The organism is Streptomyces sp. NPDC020681, assembly GCF_044334895.1.
In the GTDB taxonomy this organism is placed as follows: Bacteria; Actinomycetota; Actinomycetes; order Streptomycetales; family Streptomycetaceae; genus Streptomyces.
Map to the genome: position 1 here is coordinate 1 of NZ_JBIRTX010000026.1, position 17,444 is coordinate 17,444.

The 17,444-nt window shown below is 71.4% G+C and carries 17 protein-coding genes; 9 read left to right on the forward strand and 8 right to left on the reverse strand.

What is annotated here, in order from left to right:
- Positions 1 to 256: ArsR/SmtB family transcription factor (locus tag ACH4YL_RS36095; protein WP_398511759.1), on the forward strand; the 256-nt coding region annotated here is incomplete at its 5' end.
- 232 nt (positions 257 to 488) lie between these two features.
- Here ACH4YL_RS36095 and ACH4YL_RS36100 read toward each other — a convergent pair.
- The 7 genes from ACH4YL_RS36100 to ACH4YL_RS36130 are packed head-to-tail and all read right to left on the reverse strand — an operon-like array spanning position 489 to position 7,682.
- Positions 489 to 1,577, reverse strand: coding sequence for an LLM class flavin-dependent oxidoreductase (locus ACH4YL_RS36100; protein ID WP_398511760.1), 1,089 nt, complete (start codon positions 1,575 to 1,577; stop codon positions 489 to 491).
- Between the two features lie 38 nt (positions 1,578 to 1,615).
- The gene (locus ACH4YL_RS36105; RefSeq protein ID WP_398511761.1) at positions 1,616 to 2,620 is read right to left on the reverse strand and encodes an LLM class F420-dependent oxidoreductase; all 1,005 of its coding nucleotides are present in this window, start codon (positions 2,618 to 2,620) and stop codon (positions 1,616 to 1,618) included.
- Entirely contained in the window at positions 2,617 to 4,239 is a 1,623-nt protein-coding gene (locus ACH4YL_RS36110; protein WP_398511762.1) for an ABC transporter substrate-binding protein, read from the reverse strand. The genes ACH4YL_RS36105 and ACH4YL_RS36110 overlap by 4 nt, the downstream gene beginning before the upstream one ends.
- A gap of 56 nt (positions 4,240 to 4,295) precedes the next feature.
- Positions 4,296 to 5,057 carry an ABC transporter ATP-binding protein gene (locus ACH4YL_RS36115; RefSeq protein ID WP_398511763.1) on the reverse strand — a complete coding sequence of 254 codons (762 nt, stop codon included), beginning with the start codon at positions 5,055 to 5,057 and terminating at the stop codon, positions 4,296 to 4,298.
- The gene (locus tag ACH4YL_RS36120) at positions 5,054 to 5,860 is read right to left on the reverse strand and encodes an ABC transporter ATP-binding protein (RefSeq protein WP_398511764.1); all 807 of its coding nucleotides are present in this window, start codon (positions 5,858 to 5,860) and stop codon (positions 5,054 to 5,056) included. Before ACH4YL_RS36120 ends, ACH4YL_RS36115 begins: the two co-directional genes overlap by 4 nt.
- Positions 5,857 to 6,735, reverse strand: coding sequence for an ABC transporter permease (locus tag ACH4YL_RS36125; protein WP_398511765.1), 879 nt, complete (start codon positions 6,733 to 6,735; stop codon positions 5,857 to 5,859). Before ACH4YL_RS36125 ends, ACH4YL_RS36120 begins: the two co-directional genes overlap by 4 nt.
- A gap of 2 nt (positions 6,736 to 6,737) precedes the next feature.
- Entirely contained in the window at positions 6,738 to 7,682 is a 945-nt protein-coding gene (locus tag ACH4YL_RS36130; protein WP_398511766.1) for an ABC transporter permease, read from the reverse strand.
- A 434-nt stretch (positions 7,683 to 8,116) separates the two neighbouring features.
- On the opposite strand from ACH4YL_RS36130, the gene ACH4YL_RS36135 reads away from it, so the two are divergent.
- From ACH4YL_RS36135 to ACH4YL_RS36165, 7 genes are all read left to right on the forward strand, one after another.
- Positions 8,117 to 8,938, forward strand: coding sequence for a LuxR C-terminal-related transcriptional regulator (locus ACH4YL_RS36135; RefSeq protein ID WP_398511767.1), 822 nt, complete (start codon positions 8,117 to 8,119; stop codon positions 8,936 to 8,938).
- 315 nt (positions 8,939 to 9,253) lie between these two features.
- The gene (locus tag ACH4YL_RS36140) at positions 9,254 to 10,042 is read left to right on the forward strand and encodes a hypothetical protein (protein ID WP_398511768.1); all 789 of its coding nucleotides are present in this window, start codon (positions 9,254 to 9,256) and stop codon (positions 10,040 to 10,042) included.
- On the forward strand, positions 10,043 to 11,881 hold the full coding sequence (gene asnB / locus ACH4YL_RS36145) for an asparagine synthase (glutamine-hydrolyzing) (RefSeq protein ID WP_398511769.1): 1,839 nt from the start codon (positions 10,043 to 10,045) through the stop codon (positions 11,879 to 11,881). It abuts the gene before it with no gap.
- Positions 11,878 to 12,414, forward strand: coding sequence for a flavin reductase family protein (locus ACH4YL_RS36150; RefSeq protein WP_398511770.1), 537 nt, complete (start codon positions 11,878 to 11,880; stop codon positions 12,412 to 12,414). The genes asnB and ACH4YL_RS36150 overlap by 4 nt, the downstream gene beginning before the upstream one ends.
- Positions 12,411 to 13,874 (forward strand): 4-hydroxyphenylacetate 3-hydroxylase family protein, encoded by a 1,464-nt coding sequence (locus tag ACH4YL_RS36155; RefSeq protein WP_398511771.1) that lies wholly within the window; start codon positions 12,411 to 12,413, stop codon positions 13,872 to 13,874. Before ACH4YL_RS36150 ends, ACH4YL_RS36155 begins: the two co-directional genes overlap by 4 nt.
- Positions 13,871 to 14,740 (forward strand): class I SAM-dependent methyltransferase, encoded by an 870-nt coding sequence (locus tag ACH4YL_RS36160; RefSeq protein WP_398511772.1) that lies wholly within the window; start codon positions 13,871 to 13,873, stop codon positions 14,738 to 14,740. The genes ACH4YL_RS36155 and ACH4YL_RS36160 overlap by 4 nt, the downstream gene beginning before the upstream one ends.
- Before the next feature lie 61 nt (positions 14,741 to 14,801).
- Positions 14,802 to 15,674: a helix-turn-helix domain-containing protein gene (locus ACH4YL_RS36165; protein ID WP_398511773.1), complete on the forward strand. Its 873-nt coding sequence runs from the start codon at positions 14,802 to 14,804 to the stop codon at positions 15,672 to 15,674.
- Here the strand turns inward: ACH4YL_RS36165 and ACH4YL_RS36170 are convergent.
- Positions 15,649 to 16,890: an MFS transporter gene (locus ACH4YL_RS36170; protein WP_398511774.1), complete on the reverse strand. Its 1,242-nt coding sequence runs from the start codon at positions 16,888 to 16,890 to the stop codon at positions 15,649 to 15,651. The two genes, ACH4YL_RS36165 and ACH4YL_RS36170, sit on opposite strands and share 26 nt — an antisense overlap.
- On the opposite strand from ACH4YL_RS36170, the gene ACH4YL_RS36175 reads away from it, so the two are divergent.
- Positions 16,880 to 17,302 carry a hypothetical protein gene (locus ACH4YL_RS36175; protein WP_398511843.1) on the forward strand — a complete coding sequence of 141 codons (423 nt, stop codon included), beginning with the start codon at positions 16,880 to 16,882 and terminating at the stop codon, positions 17,300 to 17,302. The two genes, ACH4YL_RS36170 and ACH4YL_RS36175, sit on opposite strands and share 11 nt — an antisense overlap.
- The last annotated feature ends 142 nt before the right edge of the window (positions 17,303 to 17,444 follow it).

Genomic DNA, 17,444 nt, shown 5'->3' on the forward strand with positions numbered 1-17,444 from the left:
CACACTACGGCTGGAGGCACTCGCACATCCGGTACGGCTGCGGCTGCTGCGCACCCTGGCCCGCGGCCCGCACACCACCCGTGAGCTGGCCCACGCCTGGGAACTTTCACCCCCGGAGGTCTCCCGCCACCTCGCTGTCCTGCGGCGCGCGGGCCTGGTCACGGCCCGGCGGCACGGTCGTTACGTCCGTTACACCCTCAATCTGCCCGATCTGACGGCCCTGGGCGGCGATCTGCTGGCAGCCGTACTGCGCTGACCTTGTGCTTCAACCTTTCGAGCCTTGCAGGGCGATGAGTGCCGGTTTCGCCCAGGGCTGCCGCAGGTCTTGGGCCAGCGAGCGGGCGAGCCGCGCCACACTGCCGGTGATCTTCTGCGGGGACGAGGGCGAGCGTGTTGTGCCCCGTCAACGGCCCGGACACCGGTCAGTCGATGGGAGCCTGTGTCAGGCCCGCAAACGCCACTGCTGATCGCGCTTCCCGCTCGGGCCTCTACCAGCCACGGCGGCTCGCGAGCTCGGGGCGCTTGAGCCGGGTCACCAGAGCGCGGCGCAACTCCCGGTCCTGGTCGGTCTCCACAGCCATGTCGAGCTGGACGGTGTCCACTCCGGCCGTCCGGAGGAGGCCGATGCGTTCGGCAACGGTTTCCGGTGAGCCGACGTAGGCCCCGGCGATCGACCGGCGCACATAGGCGGCGACCTGTGCCTGTCCTTGGTCCGGGTCGGCGCGGCCGCGTTCCCTGTCGCGGTCGAGCTGGACGGCCTCGGTCCACAGAGCGCTGTCGGCGCCGGAGGTCAGGCGCAGTGCGTCCCTTGTGATCCGGCGGGCCCGTGCCCCGGCCTCCTCGTCGCTCGCGTCGAGTACGACCGTGATGTGACGCCAGATCCGTAAGGTTCGGCCGTACGCGGCGGCCGCCGACCGGATCTCGGCGATGGTGCGCCGGGTGGCGGGCAGCGGCAAAGGGGGAATGGCGTAGACCTCGGCGTGCCGGGCCGCGAGGTCGCGCCCTTCGGGCGAGGACCCGCCGAACGACAGCAGTTCGCCGCTGGGCTGCGGACGCAGACCGGACAGCGCGTCACGTACGGAGTAGAACTCCCCCTCGTGGTCAAAGCCTTGACGCTCGGTCAACGTGCGGCGGAACACCTCCAGGTACTCGGCCGCCCGGCGGTACCGGTCGGCCTTCCCGAGACCGTCGCCGTCCCGCAGCACATCCGCGTCGCTCGACCCGACGATGAGATGGGCTGCGGCGCGGCCCCCGGAGAGCCGGTCCAGCGTGGCCAGCGAACGGGCGGCGACGGTCGGAGCCGTGGTGCCGACTCGATGGGCGACGGCGATACGCAACCGCCGGGTGGCGGCCAGCGCCCAGGCCGCCACCAGCCAGGGGTCGGGCCAGGAACTCGACTGCACCACCAGGGCGCTGTCGAAGCCGTCCTCCTCGGCCTCCCGCGCGGTGCGCGCCACGTGGTCGGGGTCGGCGGTACGTTCCCGCGGGTCGGGCGCGAAGCGCAGGGCCTGGCGTTCCTCCGGCGTACGGCCGGCGACAGGAGCGGCGCGCACTCCGCCCCGTATGTCGAGTTCCATGCGCGGGTGTCTCCTCTCGGCGTGGTCGGGAAGACCGGTCAAACGCCGGCGGGGCCCAGCCGCGCCAGGGTCTCCAGCACCTTGGCGCGGCTGACGAAGACCTCGGGCGGCAGGGAGACGTACAGCTGGATGGTGGTGACGCCGGGACGGTGGTAGCGCAGGATGCGCTCGCGGCATTCCTCGGGCGAGCCGCTGATGAACAGGCCGTCCACGACCTCGTCGGGCAGCGCCTTCTGCGCGGCCTCCGGGTCGCCCGCTGCCCAGTGCTCGTGCGACTCGCGCAGCAGTTCGCCGTGGCCGAGCCACTCGTGGAACTTGCGGTATGGCTCCCTGTTGAGGATCCACGCGAGGAAGGGACGTGTCGCGCGATGTGCGTAGTCGGTGTCTTCGGTGGGGCAGACGAACACCTTGACCACGAGTTCCTTGCCGGGCGGCTGCGGTCCGACCGCGTCCAGGATCTTCGGTACGTCCTCGGGGAAGAGGAGGTTGGTGATGGCCCCGTCCCCTTCGGTGAAGCCGAGACGGAGCATGCCGGGGCGCAGGGCGCCGAGGATGACCTTCGCGGGTTGTTCGGGCGGGTGCGGCAGCCGGTAGCCGGTGATGGAGAAAGTGTCGAAGTCGCCGGCGATGTGCTCGCCGCGCAGTGCGCGGGTGACAAAGCGCAGGACGTCCCTGGTGCGTTTGAAGGGCTCGTCGAACGGGATGCCGTTGATGTCGGTGACATGCGCGGGTACCGATGCGCCGAGGCCCAGCAGCAGGCGTCCGGGCGCGAGTTGGGCCAGCGTCGCGGCGGTCTGGGCCAGGACTGCGGGTCCGCGGGTGTGCACGGGGACGATGCCGGTGGCGATGCGCAGCGTCGGCGACCAGGCGGCGGTGACGGCGAGCGGTGTGAAGGCGTCGGTGCCGCCGCCCTCCGCGCTCCAGACGTCGGTGTAGCCGAGGTCCGGGAGCCGTTCGACGATGAAGCGGTGGCGCTCGATGGTCAGTCCGGGCAGCGGCAGGGTGACACCCCACTTGGGCACCTGAGCGGTCTGGTGGGTCATGACGCCACCCACACCGTCGTCAGGTCGAGGAACCAGGACTGCGGCTGTACGAGCCCGCCCACCTTCGGCGAGAGCGCCCGGGGATTGCGGTCGTTGACGACGAACAGCCAGGGCGCGTCCTCGGTCACCAGGGACAGCGCCTGCCGGTAGTCCGCCCGCCGCTTGTTCTGGTCCGTGGAGGCCGACGCGGACGCGAGGAGGCGGTCGACACGCGGATTGCTGTAGTTGCCGGTCCAGAACGGGCTGTCGCTGCCGATGAACAGCGGCAGCAGCGCCTCGGACTGGAAGAGCGTCGTCGACTGTGCGATGGCGTCCGAGCCGAGAGCGACCTTGCCGTCGGCCTCAGCACTGATGAGGGTGTTCCAGTCGGTGGTGCGGATGTCGGCCTTGATGCCGACCGCCGCGAGGTCACGCTGCACGGCCTCCGCGATCGGCACCGGCAGCAGATTGCCGGAGCCCGCGGTGGGGACGGTGACCGTGGTGCTGAACCCCTTGCTCTGGCCGGCTTCGGCGAGCAGCTTGCGGGCCTTGTCCGGGTCGTACGTGTAGGTGTCGCCCTTCTTGTCATAGGCGAAGGTGGCCCGGGGCGCGGCCTGCTGAGCGGGGTCGGCGGTGCCGTGGAGCAGCTTCTCGGCGATGGCCTCGCGGTTGACGGCGTAGTTCGCGGCGCGCCGGACCCGTACGTCCTTCCAGGGTCCCTTGGAGGTATCGAGGATCCAGTACCAGAGATGGTCGTAGCTGTTGGTGGCGAGCTGGACGCCGTCGGCCTTGAGGTTCTCGATGTCGTCCGGGTTCGGGTACTCGATCCAATTGACGTCTCCGGAGCGCAGAGCAGCCGTGCGGGCGGCCGCGTCCGGGAGCGACTTGATCACCAGCTTGTCGAGCTTGGGTGCGCCGCGCCAGTACGTCTTGTTGGCGGCGAGCTCGATCAGCTGCCCCTCCTTCTGCGCCGTGAAGGCGAACGGGCCGGTCCCGACAGGGTGTTGCGCGAACTTCTCGGTGCCGGTCTTGCGGATCGCTGTGGGGCTCGCGATCAGGACATGGGCCAGGTCCTCCGGGAAGTGGCCGTTGGGCTCCTTGGTGACCAGCTCGACCCGGTCCTCGCCGAGCTTGCGGTACCGGGTGATGCCTCCTGCGTATTCGCCGGCTGCGGCGCCCAGCGCCTCGGTGTAGTGGTCGCTCTTCTTGTTGAGGTAGCGGTCCAGATTGAAGATCACGGCGTCGGCGTCGAAGGCGGTGCCGTCCTGGAAGGTGACACCTTTGCGCAGGGTGAAGGTCCAGGTCTTGTTGTCCGCGGCGACCTTCCAGGAGGTGGCGAGCGCGCCGGTGATCTCGGGCGGGCTGTCGGTCCGTGACAGGTCGTAGCGGGTGAGTCCTTCGTACAGCTGGAAGCTGACGAGCCGTTTGCCCTCGAATCCGGCGCCGCCGATGACGGTGTCGGGGTTGGGCAGCTTGCCGGTCGCGCCGATCACCAGGGTGCCGCCGCGCCCGGATGCGCCCGTGCCCGCGCCGGACTCTGCGGCGCTGCCGGGGGCACACCCGGCGGCCGCGAGCAGGAGCAACAGAGTGACCGGGAGGGCGACGGGTCCGACGGCGGGGCGGCGTGGGCGGTGCGTCATGAGCATGGGTTCCTCGTGGTTTCAGCGGAGCACGGACGGTTCGCGGGAGGGTTGGATCAGCCGGTGACGGCGGCGAGCAAGGCCTGGGTGTACGGGTGCTGTGGGTCGTCCCAGAGGCGCCCGGCCGGGCCTTCCTCGACCACGCGGCCGCGCCGGAGCACCAGCACCCGGTCGGCCAACTGCCGTACGACGGCCAGGTCGTGGGAGATGAAGAGATAGGCGAGGCCGCTGCGCTCGCGCAGCTCGGCCAGTAGGTCGAGAACGCGGTGCTGGGTGGTGCGGTCGAGGGCCGAGGTGGGTTCGTCGCACACCACCAGCTCGGGCCCGGTGGCCAGCGCGCGGGCGATGGCGACCCGCTGGAGCTGTCCGCCGGAGAGTTCCTTCGGCCTGCGGCGGGCGAGCGCCGGGTCGAGGCCGACCTGGCGGAAGAGGTCCTCGACGGCTTCGGCGAGGTCCCGGCGTGGTGTGCCGTGGACCCGCAGGGCGAAGGCGACCGCTTCCCCGGCCCGGAGCCCCGGGTTGAGCGATCCGCGTGGATGCTGCGGAACGAACTGCAGCCGGGCGCGCATCGCCCGTCCCGACCGGCCGCGCAGCCGGTACGGATCGTGGCCCGCGAAACGGACCGTGCCGGAGTCGGGGGCGATCAGGCCGAGCGCGAGGCGGGCGAGCGTCGACTTGCCCGAGCCGGACTCGCCGACCAGGCCCACGGTCTCCCCCGGCGCCACGGTCAGGCCGACATCCTCCAGGGCTGGCGGAGTCCGGCCGTACCGTTTGGTGACCTGGTCGACGGAGAGCAGAGCGAGCGACGGTGCCGTCATGGGCGTACCTCCGGCTGTGCGGCGACCAGTTCGGCGGTGAAGGCGTGGGCAGGGTGGGACAGCACCCGGTCGGCAGTGCCGGACTCGACGGCGCGCCCGGCGCGCATCACCACGACCTGGCCGCCCACGCGGCGGGCGACCGCCAGATCGTGGGTGACCAGCAGCAGGGCCGTGCGGTGCTCGGTCCGCAGCTTGGCGAAGAGGTCGAGGACCTGCGCCTGCACGAGGACGTCGAGCGCAGTCGTGGGCTCGTCGGCGACCAGCAGGTCGGGGCCGCACGCGATCGCGATCGCGATGGCCGCACGCTGGCGCTGGCCGCCGGAGAGTTCGTGCGGATGGCTGCGGGCGATGCGTTCGGGCTCGGCAAGGCCGACGGAGGCGAGCAGCGCGGGGACCGCTGTGCGGGCCTCTCGTCGGTTCGCGGCGATCCGGTGGCGCAGCAGGACTTCGGTCAGCTGCGTACCGATCCGGCGCAGCGGGTCGAGGGCGCCGGTGGGGTCCTGCGCGACGTAGCCGATGCGGCGGCCCCGTATCCGCGACAGCGACCGCTCGCCGAGGGTGAGCAGGTCGGTTCCGCCCAGCCGCACGCTGCCGCGGGTGGTGGCGCTGCTGCCGGGAAGTCCGAGTACGGTCCGCGCGACGGTGGTCTTTCCGCTGCCCGATTCGCCCAGCAGCACCAGCGCCTGTGACGCGTCGATGGCGAACGACACTGCGTCCACGGCCCGTACGGGCCCGTGGGGACCTGGGTACTGGACCGTCAGGTCCTCGACGGACAGCACGCGATCGGTCAAGGGCCGGGTCATCGCACGTCCTCCCCGATGCCGACCCGGCTGCGCAGCGCCTCGCCGAGAGCGTTGAAGACCACGGAGACGGCCAGGATCGTCACGGCGGGCAGTACGGCGACCGAAGCGTGGGTGAGCAGGCTGGGGCGCAACTCGTCGAGCATCGCACCCCATTCGGCCGTGGGCGGTGCGACACCGAGGCCGAGGAAGGACAGGCCCGCCGCGTACACGATCGACAGCCCGATGAGGGAAGAGGCGTAGGCGAGCACGACGGGTGCGACCACCGGAAGCACCTGCCGTACGGCGATGACCGTCCGCCCTGCGCCGCTCACCCGTGCGGCCTCCAGATACTCGGCGGTGCGGATGCGGCGTACTTCCGTGTACGCGACGCGGGTCACCGCCGGGGTGAGGACCACGGACAGTGAGAGCACGGTGGTGCCCAGGCCCGCCTGAAGGACGGTGGCCACCGCGATGGCCAGCAGGATGCCGGGGAAGGCGTACAGCACGTCGAGCGAGCGCAGCAGCCCCTGTTCGGTGAGGCGGCCGCCGAGCCCGGCGGCAATGCCCAGCGCGGTCCCGGCCGTCGCCGCCACAGCAACGGGCACAAAGCCGCCGATCAGCGACGGCCGCGCGCCCCAGATCAGCCGGCTCAGCACATCCCGGCCCTGGCCGTCGGTGCCGAGGAGATGGCCCGGCGCGCCGGGGTCGAGAAGCCGGTCGCGCAGACCGCCCGCCGCCGGGTCGTACGGGGCGATGAGCGGTGCGGCCAGCGCCAGCGTCACGAGCAGCGCGGCGAGCACGGCCGGGACCAGCAGCCCGAGGTCGCGCAACAGGGCTGATTTCGCGAGTGCATTGGCCTCTTCTCGTGCGTTGGATTTCGCCATGAAAACGGACATGGTCAGCTCCGCACTCTCGGGTCGATCCAGGCATGGGCCGTGTCGACGAGGATGTTGATGCCGACGAAGGCGACGGCGACGATCAGCACGCCTCCCTGGACGAGGGGGAAGTCCCGCGCCGACAGGGCGTCGTAGAGCAGCCGGCCCAGGCCGGGCCAGGCGAACAGGGTCTCCACGAAGACCACGCCCTCCAGGAGATAGGCCAGTTGGAGGCCGGCGATGGTCAGCAGCGCCGGGGAGGCGTTGTGCACGCAGTGCCACAGCACCGCGGCCCGGCTCAGACCACGCGCCCGCAGGCTGTCCGCCAGGTCCCCGGCGAGCACCGAGCCGAGCGCGGCCCGGAACACCCGGGCGGTGAGACCGAGCGGCACGAGCGCGGCGGCCACGGCGGGCAGAACGAGATGACGCAGCAGATCGAGACTGCCTCCGTCGCCGAAGACGTCATGGGTGCCGCCGGCGGGCAGCCAGCGCAGCTGGACCGCGAACACGGCGATGAGCAGCAGCGCCACCGAGTACTGCGGGGCGGAGATCGACAGGGTGCTCAGGACGCCCGACAGCCGGCCGGACAGTCCGCGGGGGCGCAGGGCCCCGGCGGCGCCGAGCAGCGTGCCTCCGATCAGGACGAGTGCGAAGGCAGCCCCGGTCAGGATCAGGGTCTGGCCGAGTGCGGGCCCCAGGAGTTCGGCGACGGGGCGCTGCCCGGAGATGGAGGTGCCGAGGTCGCCGCTGAGTGCGTGCCCGAGCCAGGCGGCGTACTGGACGGGCAACGGCTCGTCCAGGCCGATCCGTTCGGTGAGTTCGCGTCGGGCCTCGGGCGGCGCGCCGGGGCCGAGGAACGCGGCGACCGGGTCACCCGGCACAAGCGCCACCGTGGCGAACACCACGACGGTGACGCCCAGCAGGGTCGGCACGGCGAGCAGCAGCCGGCGCAGCAGCATCCGTCTCATCAGCGTGGCCGGTCCTTCCCCTGGCAGGTGGGTGCGTGATGAAGGGTGCGGGCCGGATCCAGCCACAGCCAGTCAGGGATTCATGCTGATACCAGGGGTCATAGGACCGGCCGTCGGCGGTATGTGCCTGCCCTCTCCAGGCACCGGCGGTCCTCCCTTGACCTGCATCTGAGGCTCAAATTAGGCTCGTCATGTGACATATCGACGGGCCGACTTCACGTTGGTCACCATCGGGGGCTCGTGGCACCGCAGGTGCTTCGACGAGCTGTGTCACGCGCGCGCAGGGCGCTGACCTCCCGGCTTCGACCGCCGACGGCGCCCCTCCTCATCGCCGCACTGCCGTGCCCGTGGGCATGGTCTCGCCATTCTCGAGGGGAATCGCACGCAATGTCGCACCACATACGCAACGTCCTCCGCACCGGCGGAGGTTCGCCATGGGAACGCTGACGGCACTCCATGCCGAGATCGACAACCCGCTGGATCTGATCGCCGGTCACCACCTGCTCGCCGAGCCCGACGCGTCATCCGGCCGCCCGCGCCCCGGCACGGTGTCCTGCACCTGTGGCCACCCCTTGTGCGGGGTCGCCACACGGCGGGCGGCCACCGCCACCCGTGTCTTCCTGATCGCCCGTCATCCAGTCGCTGGCGCTGGGCTGCGCAGTGTGCTGGCCGCCGCGCCGGATCTCATGGTGGTCGGCAGCACCGACCATCCGATCCAGGCGCTCGCCGCGGTGCGGCGCGTGAGACCCGATGTGATCCTGCTCGGGCCCGGGCCCACGCTCAGCGACGATCTGGCGACGGTCGTACGGCTCCGGGGCCCGCAAGGCACCCCGCACGCACGGGTGTTGCTGCTGCGCCGGGCCGAGAGCACGGCGGAGGCCAGCCGGATCCTGCTGGCCGGGGCGAGCGGCTGCTTCCCGCTCGATCTGCCCGAGGATCGCATCATCAGCGCGGTCTCGCTGGCCGCGGCGGGCGGCTCGGTGTTCCTGCCCGCTCCCCCGCCGGCCCGGATCCATCCGGCCAGCCTGGCGGGCCACGCCGCCGAGCCGTCGCCGCAGCATTGCGATCTCACGCAGCGGGAGCGGGAGGTGCTGGCGCAGCTCGGCCGGGGCCTGAGCAACGCCGAGATAGGGCGTGAACTGGCGCTCGCCGAGGCGACCGTGAAGAAGCACCTCACGCAGGCGATGCGCAAGATCGGCCAGTCCGACCGGCTGCGGGCCGCGCTGTATGCACACCGCCACGGGCTGGCGGGCTGAGAGCACCGGCGTTGGGCGGGCACCCCTGGCGGGTGCCCGCCCTGCGCATGTCGGCAACCTGTGCGGCGTACCCGGCAGTTGACTGCCCGGCGTGGCACGGCGCAGGGCAGGGCAGGGCAGGCGATGCGGCGCGCGTGGCTATGTGCCTGTCCAGCATGTGGTCCCCGAGGGCGACCTTCGGAGCAGTCGCAGTCGCCGTTGGTCGCCGGTGCCGTCGCCCTTCGGGGCTTCTGGCCGGATCACCGCGCTGCCTAGCGTTGCCCCACCGACGCGACCACCACGGTCCGTCTCACTTTCCCGCCGAAGGAGTCCCCCATGAGCGACGGGCCCGAGTCCTCCGAGCAGCCCCTCGCGTGTGCTCCGCGTACCGCTCTTCTGGCCGCGGACCTCCCGGACGACCCCCGTCCGCCCGAACCAGCCCGCTCTCCCTACCGGACCATGCCAGGATCCGAGCGCTCCGCCCTGTGGCGGCAGCGGCTGCACGAGGCCGAGGCCGGCCTCACCCGCTTCCTCGTCTCCCTGGGCGACCAGGTCAAGCTCACGACCTGGTTCGCGCTCCAGTCGGAGCTCTTCGCCGATCTGCCCGAGCCTCATGCCTCGCCGCAGGACTGGCAGCGGGTCTTCTTCAGAGGACAGGCCCTCATGGAGCGGTTCCTGGTCGATCACTACGGAGAGAGCGTCCTCGCCGACTGGGCCCGGAACAACGCCGAGGTGCACCGCGAAGTCGAGCCCGACCACGGACGCGGAGCCGCCGATCCCATTCACCGCATCGCCCGCCAAGCAGAACTCTACGGATCCGACTACGAGTTCGACGACGAAGTCCCGGACTCTCCGGCCCATGCCGCGCTGAACATCACGCACTGCGCCATCTGGGACTACCGCGAGAAGGCCCGCAGAAGCGGCGTCCGCCTCACCCTCGCCTCGCCGTGCACGTACTGCACCGAGGCCCTGTCGGCGAACATCCGCGCCAAGGGATACCACCCCACACACCGGCTGCGCAGCGGACCCACCGGGCACGGCTGCCGCTGGGAAGCCACGGCCCCTCAAACCGCCACGGCCACCGCCCCGCAGCCGGCCGACGCCGAAGAACCGCAGGAGGCATAGATGTGCGGAGTCACCGGCTGGATCGACTGGGAGACCGATCTGCGCCTCCAGGAGCGGACCGTGCGCGCCATGACCGACACCCTGGCCTGCCGGGGCCCGGACGCCCACGGCCTCTGGCTCTCCCGGAACGCGGGCCTCGGTCACCGCCGGCTGTCCGTCATCGACGTCGAGGGCGGTGCGCAGCCGCTCGCCGACAGCCCCGGCGGCGACGACCCGGCCGCCGTCCTTGCGTACAACGGCGAGCTCTACAACTACCGTGAACTGCGGCAGGAGTTGAGCTCCCACGGCCACCGCTTCCGTACCCGCTCGGACACCGAGGTCGTGCTGCGCGCCCATCTCCAGTGGGGAGCCGACGCACCTCGCCGGTTCAACGGCATCTTCGCCTACGCACTGTGGGACGCCCGCCGGCAGGAGCTGCTGCTGGTCCGCGACCATCTCGGCATCAAGCCCCTGTACTGGCACGCGCACCCGACCGGCGTGCTGTTCGGCTCCGAGCCCAAGGCCGTCCTCGCCAACCCGCTGTTCCGCGCCGAACTCGACGCCGAAGGCATCGCCGAGCTGTTCGCACTGCCCGCGGCACCGACCGCGGGCCATGGAATCTTCCGCGGCCTGCGAGAAGTACGCCCAGGACACCTGGTCACGGTCACCAGGACGGCGACCCGGGAGCAGCGCTACTGGCAGCTGGAGTCCCGCCCGCACACCGACGACCCGGACGTCACCCGCGGAACGGTGCGCGAACTGCTCGCCGACACCGTGGAGCGCCAGCTCCTCAGCGATGTGCCGCTGTGCACCCTGCTGTCGGGCGGAGTGGACTCCAGCGCCATCACCGCGCTCGCAGCCCAGGCCCAGGAGCGGGCCGGGCACGGCAAGGTGACCACGTACTCGGTCGACTTCCCCGGCAGCTCCGACCGCGCCCCCGACGCCTGGCGCACCTCGCTCGATGCTCCCTACGTCAAGGCCGCCGTGGAGCACATCGGCACCCTGCACACCTCGGTCGTGGTCCCGGACGACGATCTGCTGGCCGCCCGCGACGCCGTGCTGCGGGCCCGGGACCGGCCCGGCTGGGGCGAGATGGACGCCTCGCTGCATCTGCTCTTCCGGGAGGTGCGGCGGCGCTCCACCGTGGCGCTGTCCGGAGAGGCCGCGGACGAACTCTTCGGCGGCTACCCGTACTTCCACGATCCCACCGCGCTCGCCGCCGACAACTTCCCCTGGCTGCACGGCCGAACCACACCGGCCGCGCTGCTCCGACCCGACGTACGGGCCGAGGTGCGCCCGCAGGAGTACACGGCAGAGGCGTACCGCCGCTCACTCACCGAAGTGCCGCGCCTCGACGGTGAGCAGGGCGCCGACCGGCGGGTCCGTGAGATCTTCCATCTCGCGCTGACCCGCTGGCTGCCGCCGCTGCTGGACCGCGTGGACCGGGTGAGCATGTCGGTCGGCCTGGAGGTACGGGTCCCGTTCTGCGACCACCGGCTGGTGGAGTACGTGTGGAACGTGCCGTGGTCACTGAAGGCGCCTGGCGGCCGGCCCAAGGGTCTGCTGCGGGACGCCGTGCGCGACCTCCTCCCGCCGCAGGTGACCGACCGGCCCAAGAGCGGCTATCCGTCGACTCCGGCTGTGCGCTACACGGAGGTGCTCACCGCGCGGGCGCACGAGCTGCTGGCGGATCCGGATGCGCCGGTGTTCGAGCTCGTTGACCGTGCCGCGGTCCGGCAGGCTCTGGACGAGGGCCGTCCGCTGCCCAGTCCCCGTACCGCGCCCAATCCGGTGGGCGGGCTCGACCACTTGGTCCAGGTCGACGAATGGCTGCGGGCCTACCGCGTGAGCCTGCGATGAGCGCGGACCGCGACCTCGACGACCTGGCCGAGACGTTCCGCCGCGCCGCCCGCGGCTGGACCACCGGAGTGGCGGTACTGACCGCCCGCAGGGGCGAGGAGGTCTTCGCCAAGACGGTGTCGTCACTGTGCACGCTCTCCCTGCGACCCCTGCTGATCAGCGTCGCAGTGGACCGCCGCAGCCCGCTGGTGGCCGCGGTACGGAGCAGCCACCGGTACGCCGTCAGCGTGCTCACCCACGACCAGGAGCCGCTGGCCCGGCACTTCGCCCAACCAGGCGCCGGGCGTGCGATCGGCTACTTCGCATCCGCGCCGATGCGCGCCAGGACCACCGGCGCTCCCGTCCTTGACGACTGCCTGGCCTGGTTCGACTGCACGCTGCACAGCGTCCTGCCCGGCGGCGACCACGCTCTGCTCGTCGGCCGGGTCGCGGCCGCCGACGGCGGACCTGGTGAGCCGCTCCTCTACCACGACGCCCGGTACCGCCTTCTCGACCACCAACCCACCTCCACTTCCTCAGGAGTCCGCGCATGACTCTGCTCACCGGCGACCGCTACCGGGCCGGTCTCGACGACGGCCGCGAGCTGTATCTGGACGGCGAGCGCATCACCGACCCGGCCTCCCACCCGGCTTTCCGGCCGGCCGTGGACGAACTGGCCCGGCTGCTGGACCTCCAGCACGACCCCGAGCACAGCTCCCTGCTCACCTGGAAGGACCCGGAGACCGGCAACCGGATCGCCCGCGCCTACCAGCCGCCGCGCACCCTGGAGGACCTGCGGCTGCAGCGCCGGAGCGCCGAGTTCTGGCACGCCGAGTCGCTCGGCCAGCACGGCCGCTCCCCCGCTTTCATGGCGTCGATCGCACTCGGCGTCCACGACTTCCGCCACCGGCTGGAGGAAAGCCACACGGGTTTCGGCGCCAACGCCGATGCCTGGTACCGCCATTGCGCCGAGAACGATCTCGTCCTGTCGCATGCGCTGGGCGACCCGCAGATCGACCGTTCCGCCGATCCGCTGGAAGACCCGGACCTGGCGCTGCGGGTGCTGGAGGAGAACGACCGGGGCATCGTGGTGCGCGGCGCCAAGCAGCTCACCACCCTGGCACCGCTGGCCCACGAGGTCCTCGTCTATCTGTCGGCGTCCTTCACCCAGCGCAAGGGCGAGCAGTTCGTGGTCTGGTTCGCCCTGCCGCTCAACACGCCCGGTCTTGTCACACTGTGCCGCGAGCCGCTGGGCAGCGCGCCCTGGGGCCATGCGCACCCGCTCGGCGCGCGGTTCGACGAGCAGGACGCCATGCTGTTCTTCGACGACGTCGTGGTGCCGTGGGACCGGGTGTTCCTGCTGCGGGACGGCGAACTGGCCCGCACCGGACTCGGCCGGATCAACGCCTGGAGCGCGTACATCGGGCACATACGGTTCCGGGAGCGGCTGCGCACTCTGCTGGCCACCGCGACACTGGTGGCCGAGAGCATCGGCGTGGACGGATTCCGCAATGTCCAGGAGGACTTGGGGCGGCTGGCCGGCTACGCCGAACTGACCGAGTACTTCCTGGACGCTGCCGAGGCACGAGCCACGGTGACCGACAGCGGACTGCTCGCACCGGGCGACACCGCGGCCAGCCGGGTCTGGTCCGCCGAAGTGGCTGCCGGCGCCGTGGAGATCGTCCGGAAGATCGGCGCGTCCGGACTGCTGATGCAGCCCACCGCCAACGATCTCGCGAACCCGCGGCTCCGCCCGCACATCGACCGCTACATGCGCGGCCGCGGCATCGACGCCGAGCACAAGTCCCGGCTGTTCCGGCTCGCCTGGGAGCTGACCGGCGACGGCTTCGGGCAGCGCCAGGACCTGTATGAGTACGTCCACCGGGGCGATCTGACCCGCAACCGGATCAACATCTTCAAGCGCTACGACCAGAGCAGTGTGCGCGAGCGGCTCCAGCGGATCATCGACGACCCCGCCGAGCCCGCCGCCGTCCCCCAGGAGGCCCAGCGATGACCACGCCCGCCGCCGAGATCCAGGCACGCACCCTGGCCGGATACGCGGACGCCAGCAAGCTCCGCCAGGAACACGACCGGGACTGGGTGCTCAGCCACCTCCCCGGCCAACCGGCCACGCTGCTCGATCTGGGCAGCGGCATAGGCCAACTGCTCCAGGCCGCACTGGTCCGCTTCCCCACGCTGCGGCAGGCGGTCGGCCTCGAACGCTCACCGCACCGGATCGCCGAGGCGGCCGAACGACTGCGGCCCTACGGCGACCGGGCCGTACTGCGCGAGGCCGATCTCAACGCTCCCGAGCCGGTGCCGTACCGGCCCAATGTGGTGACGATGACGTCGGTGCTGCACTGGCTGTACCCGACCGAGGAGCGGATCTTGTCGTGGGTGCGCGAGCAGCTCGCGCCGGACGGCACCTTCCTGCTGACGACCTATCACCCGGCGCGCGACGACCACGGCCTCGGCGGCGAGGACGACATCGTGCGGGACGCGCTGACCGCTCTGGGGGTTCGCCGGGACGACGTGCCCGCCCTCTTCGCCGCCCGCGACGTCCTGCCCATCGCCACCCGCACCCGGCCCGCCGACGACCTCGAAAGGCTTCTGGAGCGGTACTTCCGCGTCGCAGAGGTCCATGAGCGGGACGCCGTGGTGAGCGTCGATTCGGCCGGTCAGTACGGGCATTTCCATGCCGCGACCTTCGGCGACTACTACGGACGGCTCGTCGGGCCCGCACGGCGCCCGGAGTTCTTCCGGGCCGTGGGCGAGGCGGCCTGGCGCCGGCAGCAGGAGCGCGGCAGGGTCAGCCACATGCCCGTACGGCTGTGGCGGCTCACGCCGGGTGACGTACGGACCGTCCCGCCGGAGGAGTGAGCCACCGCCTACCCTGTGTGTTCACGACCCATGGCGACACGAGGCCGAGGAGCCGCACACCATGTCAACTCCCCACGCCGGAGCGGAACTCGGGGCCTTTCTGCGCGCCCACCGCGAGCTGCTCAAGCCCGCCGACGTGGGCCTGACCGCGACCGCCCGCAGGCGCACGCCCGGGCTGCGCCGTGAGGAGGTCGCCTCGCTCTCCGGCGTGGGCCTGGCCTGGTACACCTGGCTGGAGCAGGGCCGGGTGACCGCTTCCCGGCAGGTGCTGGAGGCGGTCGCCCGGGCGCTGCGGCTGGATGCGGCCGGTGTCCGGCACGCGATGAGGCTTGCCGGGTTTCACGAGCCGACGGCGTCCGCGGACGAGGACGGCAGGAGTCAACTGGCCTCCGCCGTGCAGCCGGTGCTCGACTCCTGGCCCTCCAGCCCGGCGGTCCTGTTGGACCAGTACTTCGACCTGCTGGGCTGGAACACCTCCTGGAGCGCCCTGTGGGGCGCCCCGGAGGCGGTGCCGGACGGGCGGCGCAATCTGATGTGGCTGATGGCGGCCGACCGACGGCTGCGTGCGGTGCTGCACGACTGGGAGCCGCTGGCGATGAATGTCTTCCAGCACTTCCGGGCCCAGGCGGGTCCGGCGCTCGCCGACTCCCGCACCAGCGAGCTCTACGGCCATCTCAACGAGGACGTGCCCGAGCTCAGCCACTGGTGGGGCTGCCACTCCGTGGCCGAACTGACCGCGCGCACCGTCACGGTCGAGCCGCGGACCGGGCAGCGGATGAGGCTCGCGCTCTCGTCCTTCCACCCGGTCGACGACCCGTCCGCGCTGGTGCTGCTCTTCACTCCGTCCTCGGCGGAGGACCGTTCCCGGATGGCGGCCCTGTCCGACGGCACCTTGCGCGCCGTTCCATCTACTCCTGAGCAGCGGGCCGGCTGACCGCCCCAGCCCTGCGCACGCCGGCACTGAGCAGCAGGGCCCCGACGGCCGCGACCAGCGCGAGCCCCACACCGACCGTGAGCGTCCCGGTGGAGACATCGGTGAACGCGCCGACCGCCCACGCCCCGAGACCCGTCCCCGCGTACATGGTCGACGTCAGCCAGGCGCTGGAGGTAGCCCTCAGTTCGGGCGCGACCGTGCCCGCGAGCGTCTGCTGATCGGTGACGAAGCCGCCGCTGGCCACGAACCACACCGTGATCCCGGCGAGCGCCACAACCAGGCCCGGCCCCTTGGCCGCCACGGCGATGCCGACGGCCAGCAACAGGCCCCAGAGCCCGAGCAGCGGCAGATCCGTACGCCCGACGGCCCTGGCCCGGTCGCCGAGCCGCCCGCCGAGCAGAGAGCCGACCACACTGCCCGCTCCGACCAGCACGCCGACGAGACCGAGCGCCTCGACGGAGAGCTCGAACCGGCGCACGAGCAACGCGCCCAGGAAGGTGTACGCGCCCAAGTTGGCGGCGTGGAACGCGGTGTTGACCAACAACGCCTTGCGCAGCGTCGGCTCACCCCACCCCGCAAGCACCCCCTTCAGCGCACCCACCTGCACGCCCTGAACGGCCAAAGGCCGCACCTGACGCAGCAGCAGCGGCACCACGACGGCGGTGCCGATCGCCATGGCCCAAAACGCGGAGCGCCAGCCCGCCGCACCCGCCAGCAGACCGCCGAGCGGCACGCCGACGACCTGACCGCACGAGAACAGCGCCATGCCGAGCCCCAGTGCCCGGCCGCGGAACCGGTCGGCAGAGGTCTCGGCAATATGAGCCCAGATCGCGGGTCCCGCAGCGGCGGCGGCAAGACCGGCCACCGCCCGGGAAATCACCAGCAGTTCGAGACCCGTGGACAGCGCGGCCGCCGCATTGGACACCACGAAGAGCACCGTCCCGGCCAGCAGCGCACGACGCCGTCCGAACCGGTCGCTGAGCAGACCCAGGAAAGGCGCGGCCACCGCGTAGACGAGGACGTACGCCGTGACGCTGGAGGCCGCGGCTGCCTCGCTCACCTTGATGTCGTCGGAAATGGTCGGCAGCAGGGGCGAGACAAGAAACGTCTCGGTCCCGAAGAGGAACAACAGCGCGAACACGCCCGCGTAGCGCAGCCAGTGAAAGCCCTCCGTCTTTTCGGCCTCGCCCGCGGGGGCGTCGGAGATGCTGCTCAAGCGGATCACCACCTTGTCGAGCAACGAAGCGGGGCCGCGTCCCGGCACGGCACACCCGCCCCAGGGCCGGTCGGCGCGTACTGCGGCCCCGGTGGATTCGGTGCCGTCCGGCCCGGCCATCGTCGGCGGCCCGCCAGAACGCAACCAGACAGGCATTGATCCTGTGACCGCAGGTCACATCCTTTCTGCCGCGTGGTCTCCACGTAGAGACCCTCTGGGACGAGTCGTCCGCGGACTGCAACAGAACGACCCGGCGCACTTCTTCGGCGTGTTCATGAGTGTCAACCCGGTCTTGGCCGCTCTGGTTGGTCTCGTGGTGCTGAACCAGCGCTTCGATGCGGCCGCGTGGGCGAGCGCGGCGTACAGCTCAGGGTCGGCCCGTCGCAACCCGCCGTTCTCGCCTCCGTGTTGAGAGGTTCGATCACGTCATGCACCTCCTGTGCAAGGACGAGGCGGTGCGCGCGGTAAGACGTTCCCTGCACAAATCCTGCAACGGCTCTTTGTTCGCTGTCCGGGTCAGAGAAGTACGAACGCCCTGCCTGGTTGAACGCGTG

Bases quoted from the DNA above. Each gene is read 5' to 3' on its own strand.
- ACH4YL_RS36150 (WP_398511770.1), top strand. From the start codon at position 11,878: ATGAGCGCGGACCGCGACCTCGACGACCTGGCCGAGACGTTCCGCCGC.
- ACH4YL_RS36155 (WP_398511771.1), top strand. From the start codon at position 12,411: ATGACTCTGCTCACCGGCGACCGCTACCGGGCCGGTCTCGACGACGGC.
- ACH4YL_RS36130 (WP_398511766.1), bottom strand. From the start codon at position 7,682: ATGAGACGGATGCTGCTGCGCCGGCTGCTGCTCGCCGTGCCGACCCTG.
- asnB (WP_398511769.1), top strand. From the start codon at position 10,043: ATGTGCGGAGTCACCGGCTGGATCGACTGGGAGACCGATCTGCGCCTC.
- ACH4YL_RS36140 (WP_398511768.1), top strand. From the start codon at position 9,254: ATGAGCGACGGGCCCGAGTCCTCCGAGCAGCCCCTCGCGTGTGCTCCG.
- ACH4YL_RS36115 (WP_398511763.1), bottom strand. From the start codon at position 5,057: ATGACGGCACCGTCGCTCGCTCTGCTCTCCGTCGACCAGGTCACCAAA.
- ACH4YL_RS36100 (WP_398511760.1), bottom strand. From the start codon at position 1,577: ATGGAACTCGACATACGGGGCGGAGTGCGCGCCGCTCCTGTCGCCGGC.
- ACH4YL_RS36160 (WP_398511772.1), top strand. From the start codon at position 13,871: ATGACCACGCCCGCCGCCGAGATCCAGGCACGCACCCTGGCCGGATAC.
- ACH4YL_RS36120 (WP_398511764.1), bottom strand. From the start codon at position 5,860: ATGACCCGGCCCTTGACCGATCGCGTGCTGTCCGTCGAGGACCTGACG.
- ACH4YL_RS36165 (WP_398511773.1), top strand. From the start codon at position 14,802: ATGTCAACTCCCCACGCCGGAGCGGAACTCGGGGCCTTTCTGCGCGCC.
- ACH4YL_RS36105 (WP_398511761.1), bottom strand. From the start codon at position 2,620: ATGACCCACCAGACCGCTCAGGTGCCCAAGTGGGGTGTCACCCTGCCG.
- ACH4YL_RS36175 (WP_398511843.1), top strand. From the start codon at position 16,880: ATGCTGCTCAAGCGGATCACCACCTTGTCGAGCAACGAAGCGGGGCCG.
- ACH4YL_RS36135 (WP_398511767.1), top strand. From the start codon at position 8,117: ATGGGAACGCTGACGGCACTCCATGCCGAGATCGACAACCCGCTGGAT.
- ACH4YL_RS36110 (WP_398511762.1), bottom strand. From the start codon at position 4,239: ATGACGCACCGCCCACGCCGCCCCGCCGTCGGACCCGTCGCCCTCCCG.
- ACH4YL_RS36125 (WP_398511765.1), bottom strand. From the start codon at position 6,735: ATGTCCGTTTTCATGGCGAAATCCAACGCACGAGAAGAGGCCAATGCA.